This window comes from Isoptericola halotolerans, from assembly GCF_013149785.1.
GTDB classification, from domain to species: Bacteria; Actinomycetota; Actinomycetes; order Actinomycetales; family Cellulomonadaceae; genus Isoptericola; species Isoptericola halotolerans.
In genome coordinates, this window is record NZ_JABEZU010000001.1 from 835,929 (window position 1) to 850,134 (window position 14,206).

Below are 14,206 nucleotides of genomic sequence, written 5' to 3' on the forward strand. Positions count from 1 at the left end.
TGCCTGCGATCGGCACGCACAAGCCAGACAGACCACCGTCGAGGGCCACGAGGCCCTCGTGAGCTCGAGAGACGACGGAGACGTAGTGCCTACGATCCAGCAGCTCGTCCGCAAGGGCCGGACCTCCAAGGCCGGGAAGTCGAAGACCCCGGCCCTCAAGGGTTCCCCCCAGCGGCGCGGCGTGTGCACCCGTGTGTACACCACCACCCCCAAGAAGCCGAACTCGGCGCTCCGTAAGGTCGCGCGTGTGAAGCTCTCCTCCGGCATCGAGGTCACGGCCTACATCCCCGGTGTCGGCCACAACCTCCAGGAGCACTCGATCGTGCTCGTGCGCGGAGGCCGTGTGAAGGACCTTCCCGGCGTCCGCTACAAGATCGTGCGCGGCGCGCTCGACACCCAGGGTGTCAAGGGCCGTCAGCAGGCGCGTTCCCGGTACGGCGCGAAGAAGGAGAAGGCCTGATGCCTCGTAAGGGTCCGGCCCCCAAGCGGCCGCTCATCGTCGACCCCGTCTACGGGTCGCCCGTCGTGACGCAGCTGATCAACAAGGTCCTGCTCGACGGCAAGAAGTCCACCGCGGAGTCCATCGTCTACGGCGCCCTCGAGGGTGTCCGCGACAAGACGGACCAGGACCCGGTCGTCGTGCTCAAGCGCGCGCTGGAGAACATCCGCCCGGCGCTCGAGGTCCGCTCCCGCCGTGTCGGTGGAGCGACCTACCAGGTGCCGGTCGAGGTCCGTCCGTCGCGCTCGACGACGCTCGCGCTGCGCTGGCTCACCGACTTCTCGCGCGCTCGCCGCGAGAAGACGATGACCGAGCGTCTGATGAACGAGATCCTCGACGCCTCGAACGGCCTCGGTGCCGCGGTCAAGCGTCGCGAGGACATGCACAAGATGGCCGAGTCCAACAAGGCCTTCGCGCACTACCGCTGGTGATGCGCACGGACGACCTCGGGAGCATCCCGGGGTCGTCCGCGGATCCGGAGCCGGCCGGAGGCCGGGTCTCCGGCACCGGTTCCCGACGTCCCACTACCCGAGGGGTAAGACACCGTGGCACTTGACGTGCTGACCGACCTGAAGAAGGTCCGCAACATCGGCATCATGGCGCACATCGATGCCGGCAAGACCACCACCACCGAGCGCATCCTGTACTACACGGGTGTGAACTACAAGATCGGCGAGACGCACGACGGTGCGTCGACGATGGACTGGATGGAGCAGGAGCAGGAGCGCGGCATCACGATCACGTCCGCCGCGACGACCTGCTACTGGGACAACAACCAGATCAACATCATCGACACCCCGGGTCACGTCGACTTCACCGTCGAGGTGGAGCGCTCCCTGCGTGTCCTCGACGGTGCCGTCGCCGTCTTCGACGGCAAGGAGGGTGTCGAGCCCCAGTCGGAGACCGTGTGGCGTCAGGCCGACAAGTACGACGTCCCGCGCATCTGCTTCGTCAACAAGATGGACAAGCTCGGTGCGGACTTCTACTTCACGGTCAAGACGATCGTCGAGCGCCTCAAGGCCAAGCCCCTGGTCATCCAGCTGCCGATCGGCGCCGAGAACGACTTCACCGGTGTCGTCGACCTGCTGCAGATGAAGGCTCTGGTCTGGCACGGCGAGACCGCCCTCGGCGAGAAGTACGAGATCGAGGACATCCCCGCGGACCTTCAGGAGAAGGCGGAGCAGTACCGCAGCGAGCTCATCGAGGCCGTCGCCGAGACGGACGAGGAGCTGCTCGAGAAGTACCTCGGCGGCGAGGAGCTGACGATCGACGAGATCAAGGGCGGCATCCGCCAGCTCGTCGTCAACTCCGAGGCCTTCCCGGTGCTGTGCGGCTCGGCGTTCAAGAACAAGGGCGTGCAGCCCATGCTCGACGCCGTGATCGACTACCTGCCCTCCCCGCTCGACGTGCCCGCGGTCCAGGGCCACGACGCCAAGGACGAGGAGAAGATCATCGAGCGTCACTCGGACGCCTCGGAGCCCTTCTCCGCGCTGGCGTTCAAGGTCGCCTCGCACCCGTTCTTCGGCAAGCTCACCTACGTCCGCGTCTACTCGGGCAAGGTGGAGCAGGGCGCCCAGGTCTACAACACGACCAAGGGCAAGAAGGAGCGCATCGGGAAGCTCTTCCAGATGCACTCCAACAAGGAGAACCCGGTCCCCGAGGCGCAGGCCGGCCACATCTACGCGTTCATCGGGCTCAAGGACACCACCACCGGTGACACCCTGAGCGCCCCGGACTCCCAGGTCATCCTCGAGTCGATGACCTTCCCGGAGCCCGTGATCGACGTGGCCATCGAGCCGAAGACCAAGGCGGACCAGGAGAAGCTCTCCACGGCGATCCAGAAGCTCGCCGAGGAGGACCCGACGTTCCGGGTCAAGCTCGACGAGGAGACCGGCCAGACCGTCATCGGCGGTATGGGCGAGCTCCACCTCGACATCCTCGTCGACCGCATGAAGCGGGAGTTCAAGGTCGAGGCCAACGTCGGCAAGCCGCAGGTCGCGTACCGCGAGACGATCCGTCGCAAGGCGGAGAAGATCGACTACACGCACAAGAAGCAGACCGGTGGCTCGGGTCAGTTCGCGAAGGTCCAGGTGACCTTCGAGCCGCTGGAGACCACGGAGGGCGAGCTCTACGAGTTCGCCAACGCGGTCACCGGTGGCCGGATCCCGCGTGAGTACATCCCGTCGGTGGACGCCGGTATCCAGGCGGCCATGCAGCAGGGTGTGCTGGCCGGCTTCCCGGTGGTCGGCGTCAAGGCCACGCTCATCGACGGGGCGTACCACGACGTCGACTCCTCGGAGATGGCGTTCAAGATCGCCGGCTCCATGGTGTTCAAGGAGGGTGTCCGCCGTGCCGACCCGGTGCTGCTGGAGCCCCTCATGGCCGTCGAGGTGCGCACGCCCGAGGAGTACATGGGCGACGTCATCGGCGACATCAACTCGCGGCGTGGACTGATCCAGTCCATGGAGGACGCGACGGGCGTCAAGGTCGTGCGCGCCCAGGTACCGTTGAGCGAGATGTTCGGGTACATCGGGGACCTGCGTTCCAAGACGCAGGGCCGCGCCGTGTACTCGATGCAGTTCGACAGCTATGGCGAAGTTCCCAAGGCCGTGGCTGACGAGATCATCAAGAAGACCCGGGGCGAGTGAGTCCCCACAGGTCGAACACCTGCACAACCATCAACCTGTAGGAAACCGCAACGCCCCGAGGGTTAGGCTTGATCGGCCGACACTCGCAACGTTCGGAACATCTACCCAAGTCCCAGGAGGACCCCAGTGGCTAAGGCCAAGTTCGAGCGGACCAAGCCGCACGTCAACGTCGGCACCATCGGTCACGTCGACCACGGTAAGACGACGCTGACGGCCGCGATCTCGAAGACGCTCGCCGACGCGTACCCCGACCTGCCTGCCAACACGCAGCGCAACTTCGACGAGATCGATGCCGCGCCGGAGGAGAAGCAGCGCGGTATCACGATCAACATCGCCCACATCGAGTACGAGACGCCGAACCGTCACTACGCTCACGTGGACGCGCCGGGTCACGCCGACTACATCAAGAACATGATCACGGGTGCGGCGCAGATGGACGGCGCCATCCTCGTGGTCGCCGCGACCGACGGCCCGATGGCCCAGACGCGCGAGCACGTCCTCCTGGCCCGCCAGGTGGGCGTCCCCTACCTGCTCGTGGCTCTGAACAAGTCGGACATGGTCGAGGACGAGGAGCTCCTCGAGCTCGTCGAGATGGAGGTCCGCGAGCTGCTGTCGTCGCAGGAGTTCGACGGCGACAACGCTCCGGTCGTGCGCGTCTCCGGCCTGAAGGCTCTCGAGGGCGACCCCGAGTGGACCAAGAAGGTCCTGGAGCTCATGGAGGCTGTGGACGAGAACGTCCCCGAGCCCGTCCGCGAGCTCGACAAGCCGTTCCTCATGCCGATCGAGGACGTCTTCACGATCACCGGCCGTGGCACGGTCGTCACCGGCAAGGTGGCGCGTGGCACGCTCGACATCAACTCCGAGGTCGAGATCGTCGGTATCCGTCAGCCGCAGAAGACCACGGTCACCGGTATCGAGACGTTCCACAAGCAGATGGACCAGGCGCAGGCCGGCGACAACACCGGTCTCCTGCTGCGTGGCCTCAAGCGCGAGGACGTCGAGCGCGGCCAGGTCGTCGTGAAGCCGGGTTCGATCACCCCGCACACGAACTTCGAGGCGCAGGTCTACATCCTGGGCAAGGACGAGGGCGGCCGTCACAACCCGTTCTACTCGAACTACCGTCCGCAGTTCTACTTCCGGACCACGGACGTCACCGGCGTCATCACGCTGCCCGAGGGCACCGAGATGGTCATGCCCGGCGACAACACCGACATGTCGGTCGAGCTGATCCAGCCGATCGCCATGGAGGAGGGCCTCGGCTTCGCCATCCGCGAGGGTGGCCGCACGGTCGGTTCCGGCCGTGTCACCAAGATCCTCAAGTGATCTGCTGATCGCTCGATGATCCTGGGGAGCTGAGCTCCACCGGTTCTCTGCCCGAGGCCCGGACCCCTTGGTGGGACCGGGCCTCGGGTGCGTCCGGGGTCACACCCGGACGACTTGGCCTCTTGCACCCTCGTGTGGCAAGATGGTCAAGTTGCCTGTCACGGGCGCGTTCTTTCTCGTGTCGAACAGTGTGTAGCACCGCGGTGCACGTCACGGCCTCTGGCTGGGACGGCGCCTGGAGCGGACCCCTCCTTCGAGGGGCTCGTGGGGATGCCTGCTGTCGATACGCGGAACGCCCCACGAGACACATGTCTCGACAGGCTGGACATACGTCGTGGTCCGCGCAGCGGTCCACAATCAACGGCCCCGACGCCGAACAGGCGTGCGCTCGAACATGTCGCACTATGCGACACGCCCGAGCGCGGGGGTCGGACAGTAGCGGTTCGAGAGAGAGAGTCAGACGACGCCATGGCGGGACAGAAGATCCGCATCCGGCTCAAGTCCTACGACCACGAGGTCATCGACAGCTCGGCGCGCAAGATCGTCGACACGGTGACGCGCGCTGGTGCGACGGTCGTGGGTCCGGTGCCGCTGCCGACGGAGAAGAACGTCTTCACCGTCATCCGGTCGCCTCACAAGTACAAGGACAGCCGTGAGCACTTCGAGATGCGCACGCACAAGCGCCTGATCGACATCATCGATCCCACGCCGAAGGCGGTCGACTCGCTCATGCGCATCGACCTGCCGGCTGACGTGAACATCGAGATCAAGCTCTGAGGCTGGAGATCATGACCAACCAGCAGAAGAACATGACCGCGGTGCTCGGCACCAAGCTCGGCATGACGCAGACCTGGGACGACGCGGGCAAGCTCGTTCCCGTCACCGTCGTCGCCGTTCCCACCAACGTGGTGACGCAGGTCCGTGCCGCGGACTCGGACGGCTACGCGGCCGTCCAGCTCGCCGCCGGCCAGATCGACCCGCGCAAGGTCACGAAGCCGCTCAAGGGCCACTTCGAGAAGGCCGGCGTCACGCCGCGTCGTCACGTCGTCGAGGTCCGTACCGACGACGCCGGCGAGTACTCGACCGGCCAGGAGATCACCGCCGAGGCCTTCGAGGCCGGGGCCGTGGTCGACGTCGTCGGCACCACCAAGGGCAAGGGCACCGCCGGTGTGATGAAGCGTCACGGCTTCTCCGGCGTCGGCGCCTCGCACGGTGCGCACCGCAACCACCGCAAGCCGGGTTCGATCGGCGGCGCCTCCACGCCCTCGCGCGTGTTCAAGGGCATGCGGATGGCCGGTCGCATGGGCCACGCCCGCAAGACCGTCCAGAACCTGACCGTCCACGCGGTCGACGCGGAGAAGGGCCTGCTGCTCGTCAAGGGCGCGGTCCCGGGTCCCAAGGGCGGCATCGTCCTCGTCCGTACCGCCGCGAAGGGAGCCTGAGACAGATGGCCAACCTGAACGTCGACGTGCTCGACGCCACCGGTAAGAAGGCCGGCACCGCCGAGCTTCCTGCCGAGGTCTTCGACGTCGTCACGAACGTCCCGCTGATCCACCAGGTGGTCGTCGCCCAGCGCGCTGCGGCGCGCCAGGGCACCGCGTCCACCAAGACGCGCGGCGAGGTTCGCGGCGGCGGTCGCAAGCCGTACAAGCAGAAGGGCACCGGCCGCGCCCGTCAGGGTTCGACCCGCGCCCCGCAGTTCGCCGGCGGTGGCACCGTCCACGGCCCGCAGCCGCGCAAGTACGACCAGCGCACCCCGAAGAAGATGAAGGCGGCCGCCCTGCGCGGTGCGCTCTCGGACCGGGCTCGTGCGGGCCGCGTGCACGTGGTGTCGGGCTTCGGCGTCGACGGCGTGCCGTCGACCAAGACCGCGCTCAGCACGCTCGCCACGCTCAGCGACCGCCGGCACGTGCTGGTCGTCACGGAGCGCACCGACGAGCTGACCATCAAGTCGCTCCGCAACGTCGAGCAGGTCCACCTGCTCACCGCGGACCAGCTCAACACCTACGACGTGCTCGTCTCCGACGACATCGTCTTCACGCAGGGCGCGCTCGACGCGTTCCTGGCGGGCCCGGCCACGGGCAAGCCGGTGAAGGCCGTCGCCACGGAGAGCGACGTCGAGGCCGAGGCCGCGACGACCACCGAGGAGGCCACCAAGTGACCGCCGTGACGAAGGACCCGCGCGACATCCTGATCGCGCCGGTCGTCTCCGAGAAGTCCTACAACCTCCTCGACGAGGGCAAGTACACCTTCGTCGTGGACCCGGACGCCAACAAGACCGAGATCAAGATCGCGGTCGAGCAGGTCTTCGGTGTGAAGGTCGCCTCGGTGAACACGATCAACCGCAAGGGCAAGACGCGTCGCACGCGTTACGGCCTGGGCAAGCGCAAGGACACGAAGCGTGCGATCGTCACCCTCCGCGAGGGTTCGATCGACATCTTCGGCGGTCCGGTCGGCTGAGCCGGACGAGAGCAGATCGAGGACAACTTCCATGGGAATCCGTAAGCACAAGCCGACGACGCCCGGCCGCCGAGGCTCGAGCGTTGCCGACTTCGTCGAGATCACGCGCTCCGCGCCGGAGAAGTCGCTGGTTCGTCCGCTGTCGAAGACTGGCGGCCGCAACAACTCCGGTCGGATCACCACCCGCCACAAGGGTGGTGGCCACAAGCGCGCCTACCGAGTGATCGACTTCCGTCGTCACGACAAGGACGGCGTGCCGGCCAAGGTCGCGCACATCGAGTACGACCCGAACCGCACGGCGCGCATCGCGCTGCTGCACTACGCCGACGGCACGAAGCGTTACATTGTGGCGCCGAACAAGCTGAAGCAGGGCGACACGGTCGAGGCCGGTCCCGGTGCCGACATCAAGCCCGGCAACAACCTTCCGCTGCGCAACATCCCCACGGGTACGGTCATCCACGCTGTCGAGCTCCGGCCCGGCGGCGGCGCGAAGATCGCCCGTTCAGCGGGGGCATCCGTGCAGCTCGTCGCGAAGGACGGTCCCTACGCCCAGCTGCGTATGCCGTCCGGCGAGATCCGGAACGTCGACCTCCGCTGCCGCGGGACCGTCGGCGAGGTCGGGAACGCCGAGCAGTCGAACATCAACTGGGGCAAGGCCGGCCGCAACCGCTGGAAGGGCATCCGCCCGACCGTGCGTGGTGTCGTCATGAACCCGGTCGACCACCCGCACGGTGGTGGTGAGGGCAAGACCTCCGGTGGCCGTCACCCGGTCAGCCCGTGGGGCCAGCCCGAGGGCCGGACCCGCCGCCCGAACAAGTCGAGCGACCGGATGATCGTCCGCCGTCGCCGTACCGGCAAGAAGCGCTGATAGGAGCCTGACAGATGCCTCGTAGCCTGAAGAAGGGCCCCTTCGTCGACGACCACCTTCAGAAGAAGGTGGACGCGCAGAACGAGAAGGGGACCAAGAACGTCATCAAGACCTGGTCCCGCCGGTCGGTCATCACGCCCGACTTCCTCGGTCACACCTTCGCCGTGCACGACGGGCGGAAGCACACCCCGGTCTTCGTGACCGAGGCCATGGTGGGCCACAAGCTCGGCGAGTTCGCTCCCACGCGGACCTTCCGCGGCCACGTGAAGGACGACCGGAAGGGCCGCCGCCGCTGAGCGGCGCGCCCCTGTCGGTCTGAGAAAAGGAAGCAGGACAGCAATGGAAGCCAAGGCGCAGGCGCGGTTCGTCCGTGTCACGCCCCAGAAGGCCCGGCGCGTCGTGGACCTCATCCGTGGCAAGCAGGCCGTCGAGGCCGTCGCGGTGCTGAAGTTCGCGCCGCAGGCCGCGAGCGAGCCGGTCCGCAAGGTCGTCGAGTCCGCTGTGGCGAATGCCCGGGTCAAGGCCGACCGCGCGAGCGAGCGCTTCGACGAGACCGAGTACGTGGTCTCCGAGGTGTACGTGGACGAGGGGCCGACGCTCAAGCGGTTCCGTCCGCGGGCGCAGGGGCGTGCGAGCCAGATCCTCAAGCGCACCAGCCACATCACCGTGGTCGTCGCACCGCGTGAGCAGAAGGAAGGGGCCCGATAGTGGGGCAGAAGATTCACCCGCACGGGTACCGCCTCGGCATCACCACCGACCACCGGTCGCGCTGGTTCGCCGACAGCACCAAGCCCGGTCAGCGGTACCGCGACTACGTCCGCGAGGACGTCGAGATCCGCAAGCTCATGAGCACGGGTCTCGAGCGTGCCGGCATCGCCAAGGTCGAGATCGAGCGCACCCGCGACCGTGTCCGCGTGGACATCCACACGGCGCGTCCGGGCATCGTCATCGGCCGCCGTGGCGCTGAGGCGGACCGCATCCGTGGTGAGCTCGAGAAGCTCACGGGCAAGCAGGTCCAGCTCAACATCCTCGAGGTCAAGAACGCCGAGATCGACGCGCAGCTCGTCGCGCAGGGCATCGCCGAGCAGCTGGCGAGCCGCGTCTCCTTCCGTCGCGCCATGCGCAAGGGCATCCAGTCCGCGCAGCGTGCCGGTGCCAAGGGGATCCGTGTGCAGGTCGCCGGTCGTCTCGGCGGCGCCGAGATGAGCCGGTCGGAGTTCTACCGCGAAGGCCGTGTGCCGCTGCACACCCTGCGCGCGAACATCGACTACGGCTTCTTCGAGGCCCGCACGACCTTCGGCCGCATCGGTGTGAAGGTCTGGATCTACAAGGGCGACATGACCGAGAAGGAGTTCGCCGCGCAGCAGGCCGCCGCCGGTCCGCGCCAGGGCCGCGGCGGAGCCCGCGGTGGCGAGCGCCGTGGCGGTCCTCGCCGCAACGACCGCAACGAGCGTCCGTCGCAGCCGAAGCAGCAGTCCGCTGCCGAGGCACCCGCCGCGTCCGACGCGCCGGCCCCGGCCGACCAGGCCGCGGCCCCCGAGTCCGGAACGGAGGCCTGAGTCATGCTGATCCCGCGCAGACTCAAGCACCGCAAGCAGCACCACCCGAAGCGCTCCGGCATGGCCAAGGGTGGCACCACGATCTCGTTCGGCGACTACGGCATCCAGGCTCTCGAGCCCGCCTACGTCACCAACCGTCAGATCGAGGCTGCTCGTATCGCGATGACCCGCCACATCAAGCGTGGCGGCAAGGTCTGGATCAACATCTACCCGGACCGTCCGCTCACCAAGAAGCCTGCCGAGACCCGCATGGGTTCCGGTAAGGGTTCGCCCGAGTGGTGGGTCGCCAACGTCAAGCCCGGCCGCATCGTCTTCGAGCTGGCCGGTGTCCCTGAGGAGCTTGCTCGCGAGGCGCTTCGCCGCGCGATGCACAAGCTCCCGATGAAGTGCCGTTTCGTGGTGCGCGAAGGTGGTGCGAACTGATGGCTATCGGTACCCAGGGTCTTGCCCTGGCCGACCTCGACGGCTTCGACGACGAGACTCTCGTCGCCAAGGTCAAGGAGCAGAAGCAGGAGCTCTTCAACCTGCGCTTCCAGGCCGCCACCGGCCAGCTCGAGTCGCACGGCCGCCTCAAGGCGGTCAAGCGTGACATCGCGCGGATCTACACGGTCCTGCGTGAGCGCGAGCTCGGCATCCGTACGGCCCCGAGCGTGAGTGAGTGAGGCTTTGATGAGCGAGAACACCGAGACGGTGACCACCGAGGAGCGGGCGAGCCGCAAGGTGCGCCGCGGCTACGTCGTCAGCGACAAGATGGACAAGACCATCGTCGTCGAGGTCGAGGACCGTGTGAAGCACCCGCTCTACGGCAAGGTCATGCGCCGTACCAACAAGGTCAAGGTGCACGACGAGCAGAACACCGCCGGTATCGGCGACCTGGTCGTCATCATGGAGACCCGCCCGCTGTCCGCGACCAAGCGGTGGCGTCTGGTGGAGCTCCTCGAGAAGGCCAAGTAAGACAGTCCTTCCCGGTGGGGACGCGGTGTGACACACGTATGCGTCGGGTCCCCACCACAGCAACTATCCGTTCGGCAAGGCTCGCCCGGGAGATCCTGGGCAGAGAACCGGCTCGACGACAGGAGATCAATCAATGATCCAGCAGGAGTCGCGACTGCGGGTCGCCGACAACACGGGTGCCAAGGAGATTCTCTGCATCCGTGTTCTCGGTGGATCCGGCCGTCGCTACGCCGGTATCGGCGACACCATCGTCGCCACCGTCAAGGACGCGATCCCGGGCGGCAACGTGAAGAAGGGCGATGTGGTCAAGGCCGTCATCGTCCGGACCGTCAAGGAGCGCCGTCGTCCCGACGGTTCCTACATCAAGTTCGACGAGAACGCCGCCGTCATCCTCAAGACCGACGGCGAGCCGCGCGGTACGCGCATCTTCGGCCCGGTCGGTCGCGAGCTGCGCGACAAGCGGTTCATGAAGATCATCTCGTTGGCCCCGGAGGTGCTCTGACCATGGCGAAGATCAAGAAGGGCGACCAGGTCCAGGTGATCTCTGGTCGCGACAAGGGCCTGACGGGCCGCGTGCTCGAGGTGCTCACCGACAGCGACCGCATCGTCGTCGAGGGCGTCCAGCGCGTGACCAAGCACGTGAAGGCCGGCCAGACGTCGCGTGGCACCCGCACGGGTGGCATCGAGACCGTCGAGGCGCCGATCCACGTCTCCAACGTGATGCTGGTCGACCCCGAGAGCAAGAAGCCGACCCGCGTCGGGTTCCGCCTCGAGGAGGTCGAGCAGGACGGTCGCACCCGTACGGTGCGCGTCCGCTACGCCAAGCGCTCCGGGAAGGACATCTGATGACCGAGACGACTCTCGAGGCCAAGGTCCAGCCGCGCCTCAAGCAGAAGTACCGCGAGGAGATCCTTGCCGCGCTCCAGGAGGAGTTCGGTCACTCGAACCTCCACCAGGTCGCCGGCCTGACGAAGATCGTCGTCAACATGGGTGTCGGTGACGCGGCGAAGGACTCGAAGCTGATCGAGGGCGCGATCCGCGACCTCACGGCGATCACGGGCCAGAAGCCGCAGATCAACCGTGCGAAGAAGTCCATCGCGCAGTTCAAGCTGCGCGAGGGCATGCCGATCGGTGCGCACGTCACGTTGCGCGGCGACCGCATGTGGGAGTTCCTCGACCGTCTGCTGTCGATCGCGCTGCCGCGTATCCGCGACTTCCGTGGTCTGAGCCCGAAGCAGTTCGACGGGCACGGCAACTACACGTTCGGTCTCACGGAGCAGTCGATGTTCCACGAGATCGACCAGGACAAGATCGACCGGGTCCGCGGCATGGACATCACGGTCGTGACCACGGCGACGACCGACGACGAGGGCCGCTCCCTGCTGCGCCGTCTCGGTTTCCCCTTCAAGGAGAACTGACATGGCGAAGAAGGCCCTGATCAACAAGGCGAACGCCAAGCCGAAGTTCGCCGTGCGCGCCTACACCCGGTGCCAGCGGTGCGGTCGTCCGCACTCGGTCTACCGCAAGTTCGGCCTGTGCCGGATCTGCCTGCGGGAGATGGCCCACCGTGGTGAGCTCCCCGGCGTCACCAAGAGCAGCTGGTAAATCAACTACGCCGTAGGTCCGTGCGGCGCTCCTCGGAGCGCCGCACGGATACCCCGGCGAGGAAGGGCTGGAGCCCGATATGACTATGACCGACCCGATCGCAGACATGCTGACACGTCTGCGTAACGCGAACTCGGCGCACCACGACACGGTCACGATGCCGTTCTCGAAGCTGAAGTCGCGGATCGCGGACATCCTGCAGGCCGAGGGTTACATCACCGGCTGGACCGTCGAGGACGCGAAGGTGGGCAAGGACCTCACCATCAACCTCAAGTACGGCCCGAGCCGCGAGCGCGCCCTGACGGGCGTGCGCCGTGTCTCGAAGCCCGGCCTGCGCGTGTACGCGAAGTCCACCAATCTGCCCAAGGTCCTCGGCGGCCTCGGCGTGGCCATCCTGTCCACCTCGTCCGGGCTCCTGACCGACCGTCAGGCCCAGGACAAGGGCGTGGGCGGCGAAGTCCTCGCCTACGTCTGGTAATCGGAAAGGAGAGACGCCAATGTCTCGAATCGGCAAGCTCCCCGTTCCGGTCCCGGCCGGCGTGGACGTCACCATCAGCGGAGCGCTCGTGACTGTGAAGGGCCCCAAGGGGTCCCTCGAGCACACGGTGCCCGCACCCATCACCGTCGAGCAGGAGGACGGCAGCCTGAAGGTCGCCCGTCCCGACGAAGAGCGTTCGTCCCGTGCCCTGCACGGGCTCACCCGCACCCTGCTCGCCAACATGATCACCGGCGTGACCCAGGGCTACGAGAAGAAGCTCGAGATCGTCGGCACCGGCTACCGCGTGGCGGCCAAGGGCAAGGGCCTCGAGTTCGCCCTCGGCTTCTCGCACCCGGTGGAGGTCGCCGCTCCCGAGGGCATCACCTTCACGGTCGAGAGCCCGACGAAGTTCTCGGTGGCCGGCATCGACAAGCAGCAGGTGGGCGAGGTCTCGGCGAACATCCGCAAGATCCGCAAGCCCGAGCCCTACAAGGGCAAGGGCGTGCGCTACGCCGACGAGGTCGTCCGTCGCAAGGTCGGAAAGGCTGGTAAGTGATGGCTCTCAAGGTTCTGGGCAAGGGCAAGAGCGTCGCTCGTCAGCGCCGTCACCTTCGCCTGCGCAAGAAGATCAAGGGCACTGCAGCGCGTCCGCGCCTCGTCGTGACCCGTTCGTCCCGTCACATGGTGGCCCAGGTCGTCGACGACACCGTCGGCCGCACCGTGGTCTCCGCCTCGACGCTCGAGGCCGACCTTCGCGCCTCGAACGACGACAAGACCGCCAAGGCGCGCAAGGTCGGCGAGCTCGTCGCCGAGCGAGCGAAGGCTGCCGGGATCGACGCCGTGGTCTTCGACCGCGGCGGCAACAAGTACCACGGTCGGGTGGCTGCGGTCGCCGACGGCGCCCGCGAAGGCGGTCTGGCGCTGTGATGACGACCACTTTCGCACGGAAGATGAGGATCCTCTGATGGCTGCAGGGCAGCGCAACACCGGCGCCCCCCAGGGCGCCAACGAGTCCAAGAACGACGGTCGTCGCTCCAACCGGCGCGACGACCGCCGCAACAACCCCCGCGAGGACAAGAACGCCTTCGTCGAGCGCGTGGTCACGATCAACCGCGTCTCCAAGGTCGTCAAGGGTGGTCGTCGCTTCAGCTTCACCGCCCTGGTGGTCGTGGGCGACGCCGACGGGACCGTCGGCGTCGGCTACGGCAAGGCCAAGGAGGTTCCCTCGGCGATCGCCAAGGGTGTCGAGGAGGCGAAGAAGAACTTCTTCCGCGTTCCCCGCATCCAGGGCACCATCCCGCACCCCATCCAGGGTGAGGAAGCGGCCGGCGTCGTGTTCCTGCGGCCCGCCTCCCCGGGTACCGGTGTGATCGCCGGTGGTCCGGTGCGTGCCGTGCTGGAGTGCGCCGGGATCCACGACGTGCTGAGCAAGTCCCTCGGCTCGTCGAACGCGATCAACATCGTCCACGCCACCGTGGCGGCCCTCAAGGGCCTCGAGGAGCCGGCCGCCGTGGCCGCTCGTCGCGGTCTCCCGCTCGAGCACGTGGCCCCGGCCTCGCTCCTGCGGGCGCAGGCCGCCGGTCTTGCCGCCAAGGGCGACAAGAAGACCGACGAGAAGGTGGGTGCGTGATGGCTCGCCTGAAGGTCACCCAGGTCAAGTCCGCCATCGGCGGCAAGCAGAACCAGCGTGACACGCTGCGGACCCTCGGCCTCAAGCGGATCGGCGACACCGCCGTGAAGGAGGACCGCCCGGAGATTCGTGGCATGGTCACCACGGTGGCGCACCTCGTCACCGTCGAGGAGGTCGAGTGA

General features: G+C 67.1%; 24 protein-coding genes. All 24 read left to right on the plus strand.

Features of this window, described 5'->3' with window-relative positions:
* Positions 1-85 precede the first annotated feature (85 nt).
* The 24 genes from rpsL to rpmD all read left to right on the plus strand — a co-directional run bounded on the left by rpsL (position 86) and on the right by rpmD (position 14,206).
* Positions 86-460 carry a 30S ribosomal protein S12 gene (rpsL, locus tag HDG69_RS03930; protein ID WP_106267324.1) on the plus strand — a complete coding sequence of 125 codons (375 nt, stop codon included), beginning with the start codon at positions 86-88 and terminating at the stop codon, positions 458-460.
* Positions 460-930 (plus strand): 30S ribosomal protein S7, encoded by a 471-nt coding sequence (gene rpsG / locus HDG69_RS03935; protein WP_171782445.1) that lies wholly within the window; start codon positions 460-462, stop codon positions 928-930. The genes rpsL and rpsG overlap by 1 nt, the downstream gene beginning before the upstream one ends.
* 114 nt (positions 931-1,044) lie before the next feature.
* Positions 1,045-3,147, plus strand: a complete 2,103-nt coding sequence (fusA, locus tag HDG69_RS03940) for an elongation factor G (protein ID WP_171782446.1) — start codon at positions 1,045-1,047, stop codon at positions 3,145-3,147.
* Between the two features lie 126 nt (positions 3,148-3,273).
* Complete coding sequence (tuf, locus tag HDG69_RS03945; RefSeq protein ID WP_171782447.1) at positions 3,274-4,470, plus strand: elongation factor Tu; 1,197 nt, start codon at positions 3,274-3,276, stop codon at positions 4,468-4,470.
* Positions 4,471-4,938: 468 nt separating this feature from the next.
* Positions 4,939-5,247, plus strand: coding sequence for a 30S ribosomal protein S10 (gene rpsJ / locus HDG69_RS03950; protein ID WP_013837837.1), 309 nt, complete (start codon positions 4,939-4,941; stop codon positions 5,245-5,247).
* An 11-nt stretch (positions 5,248-5,258) separates the two neighbouring features.
* Entirely contained in the window at positions 5,259-5,912 is a 654-nt protein-coding gene (gene rplC, locus HDG69_RS03955) for a 50S ribosomal protein L3 (protein WP_171782448.1), read from the plus strand.
* Between the two features lie 5 nt (positions 5,913-5,917).
* A complete protein-coding gene (gene rplD, locus HDG69_RS03960; RefSeq protein ID WP_171782449.1) occupies positions 5,918-6,631 on the plus strand; it encodes a 50S ribosomal protein L4 in 714 nt (237 codons plus the stop codon).
* Positions 6,628-6,930, plus strand: coding sequence for a 50S ribosomal protein L23 (rplW, locus tag HDG69_RS03965; RefSeq protein WP_106267314.1), 303 nt, complete (start codon positions 6,628-6,630; stop codon positions 6,928-6,930). The genes rplD and rplW overlap by 4 nt, the downstream gene beginning before the upstream one ends.
* Positions 6,931-6,961: 31 nt before the next feature.
* The gene (gene rplB, locus HDG69_RS03970; RefSeq protein WP_171782450.1) at positions 6,962-7,798 is read left to right on the plus strand and encodes a 50S ribosomal protein L2; all 837 of its coding nucleotides are present in this window, start codon (positions 6,962-6,964) and stop codon (positions 7,796-7,798) included.
* Between the two features lie 14 nt (positions 7,799-7,812).
* A complete protein-coding gene (gene rpsS / locus HDG69_RS03975; RefSeq protein ID WP_171782451.1) occupies positions 7,813-8,094 on the plus strand; it encodes a 30S ribosomal protein S19 in 282 nt (93 codons plus the stop codon).
* Between the two features lie 43 nt (positions 8,095-8,137).
* Positions 8,138-8,506 (plus strand): 50S ribosomal protein L22, encoded by a 369-nt coding sequence (rplV, locus tag HDG69_RS03980; RefSeq protein ID WP_106267310.1) that lies wholly within the window; start codon positions 8,138-8,140, stop codon positions 8,504-8,506.
* The gene (rpsC, locus tag HDG69_RS03985; RefSeq protein ID WP_171782452.1) at positions 8,506-9,357 is read left to right on the plus strand and encodes a 30S ribosomal protein S3; all 852 of its coding nucleotides are present in this window, start codon (positions 8,506-8,508) and stop codon (positions 9,355-9,357) included. The genes rplV and rpsC overlap by 1 nt, the downstream gene beginning before the upstream one ends.
* Positions 9,358-9,360: 3 nt before the next feature.
* Positions 9,361-9,780 (plus strand): 50S ribosomal protein L16, encoded by a 420-nt coding sequence (rplP, locus tag HDG69_RS03990; protein WP_106267307.1) that lies wholly within the window; start codon positions 9,361-9,363, stop codon positions 9,778-9,780.
* Positions 9,780-10,019, plus strand: a complete 240-nt coding sequence (gene rpmC / locus HDG69_RS03995; RefSeq protein ID WP_246255976.1) for a 50S ribosomal protein L29 — start codon at positions 9,780-9,782, stop codon at positions 10,017-10,019. The genes rplP and rpmC overlap by 1 nt, the downstream gene beginning before the upstream one ends.
* Before the next feature lie 7 nt (positions 10,020-10,026).
* Positions 10,027-10,311, plus strand: coding sequence for a 30S ribosomal protein S17 (rpsQ, locus tag HDG69_RS04000; protein ID WP_171782453.1), 285 nt, complete (start codon positions 10,027-10,029; stop codon positions 10,309-10,311).
* Positions 10,312-10,444: 133 nt separating this feature from the next.
* On the plus strand, positions 10,445-10,813 hold the full coding sequence (gene rplN / locus HDG69_RS04005; RefSeq protein ID WP_106267302.1) for a 50S ribosomal protein L14: 369 nt from the start codon (positions 10,445-10,447) through the stop codon (positions 10,811-10,813).
* 2 nt (positions 10,814-10,815) lie between these two features.
* Entirely contained in the window at positions 10,816-11,157 is a 342-nt protein-coding gene (gene rplX / locus HDG69_RS04010; protein WP_171782454.1) for a 50S ribosomal protein L24, read from the plus strand.
* The gene (rplE, locus tag HDG69_RS04015) at positions 11,157-11,729 is read left to right on the plus strand and encodes a 50S ribosomal protein L5 (RefSeq protein ID WP_171782455.1); all 573 of its coding nucleotides are present in this window, start codon (positions 11,157-11,159) and stop codon (positions 11,727-11,729) included. Before rplX ends, rplE begins: the two co-directional genes overlap by 1 nt.
* Before the next feature lies 1 nt (position 11,730).
* Positions 11,731-11,916, plus strand: a complete 186-nt coding sequence (locus HDG69_RS04020) for a type Z 30S ribosomal protein S14 (RefSeq protein ID WP_013837851.1) — start codon at positions 11,731-11,733, stop codon at positions 11,914-11,916.
* 79 nt (positions 11,917-11,995) lie between these two features.
* The gene (gene rpsH, locus HDG69_RS04025; RefSeq protein ID WP_171782456.1) at positions 11,996-12,394 is read left to right on the plus strand and encodes a 30S ribosomal protein S8; all 399 of its coding nucleotides are present in this window, start codon (positions 11,996-11,998) and stop codon (positions 12,392-12,394) included.
* Positions 12,395-12,413: 19 nt separating this feature from the next.
* The gene (rplF, locus tag HDG69_RS04030) at positions 12,414-12,950 is read left to right on the plus strand and encodes a 50S ribosomal protein L6 (RefSeq protein WP_171782457.1); all 537 of its coding nucleotides are present in this window, start codon (positions 12,414-12,416) and stop codon (positions 12,948-12,950) included.
* Positions 12,950-13,321, plus strand: a complete 372-nt coding sequence (gene rplR, locus HDG69_RS04035) for a 50S ribosomal protein L18 (RefSeq protein ID WP_171782458.1) — start codon at positions 12,950-12,952, stop codon at positions 13,319-13,321. Before rplF ends, rplR begins: the two co-directional genes overlap by 1 nt.
* 37 nt (positions 13,322-13,358) lie before the next feature.
* On the plus strand, positions 13,359-14,024 hold the full coding sequence (gene rpsE / locus HDG69_RS04040; protein ID WP_171782459.1) for a 30S ribosomal protein S5: 666 nt from the start codon (positions 13,359-13,361) through the stop codon (positions 14,022-14,024).
* Positions 14,024-14,206: a 50S ribosomal protein L30 gene (gene rpmD, locus HDG69_RS04045; RefSeq protein WP_106267288.1), complete on the plus strand. Its 183-nt coding sequence runs from the start codon at positions 14,024-14,026 to the stop codon at positions 14,204-14,206. The genes rpsE and rpmD overlap by 1 nt, the downstream gene beginning before the upstream one ends.

Bases quoted from the DNA above. Each gene is read 5' to 3' on its own strand.
- rplF (WP_171782457.1), top strand. From the start codon at position 12,414: ATGTCTCGAATCGGCAAGCTCCCCGTTCCGGTCCCGGCCGGCGTGGAC.
- rpsE (WP_171782459.1), top strand. From the start codon at position 13,359: ATGGCTGCAGGGCAGCGCAACACCGGCGCCCCCCAGGGCGCCAACGAG.
- rplN (WP_106267302.1), top strand. From the start codon at position 10,445: ATGATCCAGCAGGAGTCGCGACTGCGGGTCGCCGACAACACGGGTGCC.
- rpsH (WP_171782456.1), top strand. From the start codon at position 11,996: ATGACTATGACCGACCCGATCGCAGACATGCTGACACGTCTGCGTAAC.
- rplR (WP_171782458.1), top strand. From the start codon at position 12,950: ATGGCTCTCAAGGTTCTGGGCAAGGGCAAGAGCGTCGCTCGTCAGCGC.
- rplV (WP_106267310.1), top strand. From the start codon at position 8,138: ATGGAAGCCAAGGCGCAGGCGCGGTTCGTCCGTGTCACGCCCCAGAAG.
- HDG69_RS04020 (WP_013837851.1), top strand. From the start codon at position 11,731: ATGGCGAAGAAGGCCCTGATCAACAAGGCGAACGCCAAGCCGAAGTTC.
- rplE (WP_171782455.1), top strand. From the start codon at position 11,157: ATGACCGAGACGACTCTCGAGGCCAAGGTCCAGCCGCGCCTCAAGCAG.
- rplD (WP_171782449.1), top strand. From the start codon at position 5,918: ATGGCCAACCTGAACGTCGACGTGCTCGACGCCACCGGTAAGAAGGCC.
- rpmD (WP_106267288.1), top strand. From the start codon at position 14,024: ATGGCTCGCCTGAAGGTCACCCAGGTCAAGTCCGCCATCGGCGGCAAG.
- rpsG (WP_171782445.1), top strand. From the start codon at position 460: ATGCCTCGTAAGGGTCCGGCCCCCAAGCGGCCGCTCATCGTCGACCCC.
- rplB (WP_171782450.1), top strand. From the start codon at position 6,962: ATGGGAATCCGTAAGCACAAGCCGACGACGCCCGGCCGCCGAGGCTCG.
- rplC (WP_171782448.1), top strand. From the start codon at position 5,259: ATGACCAACCAGCAGAAGAACATGACCGCGGTGCTCGGCACCAAGCTC.
- rpsS (WP_171782451.1), top strand. From the start codon at position 7,813: ATGCCTCGTAGCCTGAAGAAGGGCCCCTTCGTCGACGACCACCTTCAG.
- rpsQ (WP_171782453.1), top strand. From the start codon at position 10,027: ATGAGCGAGAACACCGAGACGGTGACCACCGAGGAGCGGGCGAGCCGC.
- rplX (WP_171782454.1), top strand. From the start codon at position 10,816: ATGGCGAAGATCAAGAAGGGCGACCAGGTCCAGGTGATCTCTGGTCGC.
- rplP (WP_106267307.1), top strand. From the start codon at position 9,361: ATGCTGATCCCGCGCAGACTCAAGCACCGCAAGCAGCACCACCCGAAG.
- rpsJ (WP_013837837.1), top strand. From the start codon at position 4,939: ATGGCGGGACAGAAGATCCGCATCCGGCTCAAGTCCTACGACCACGAG.
- rpmC (WP_246255976.1), top strand. From the start codon at position 9,780: ATGGCTATCGGTACCCAGGGTCTTGCCCTGGCCGACCTCGACGGCTTC.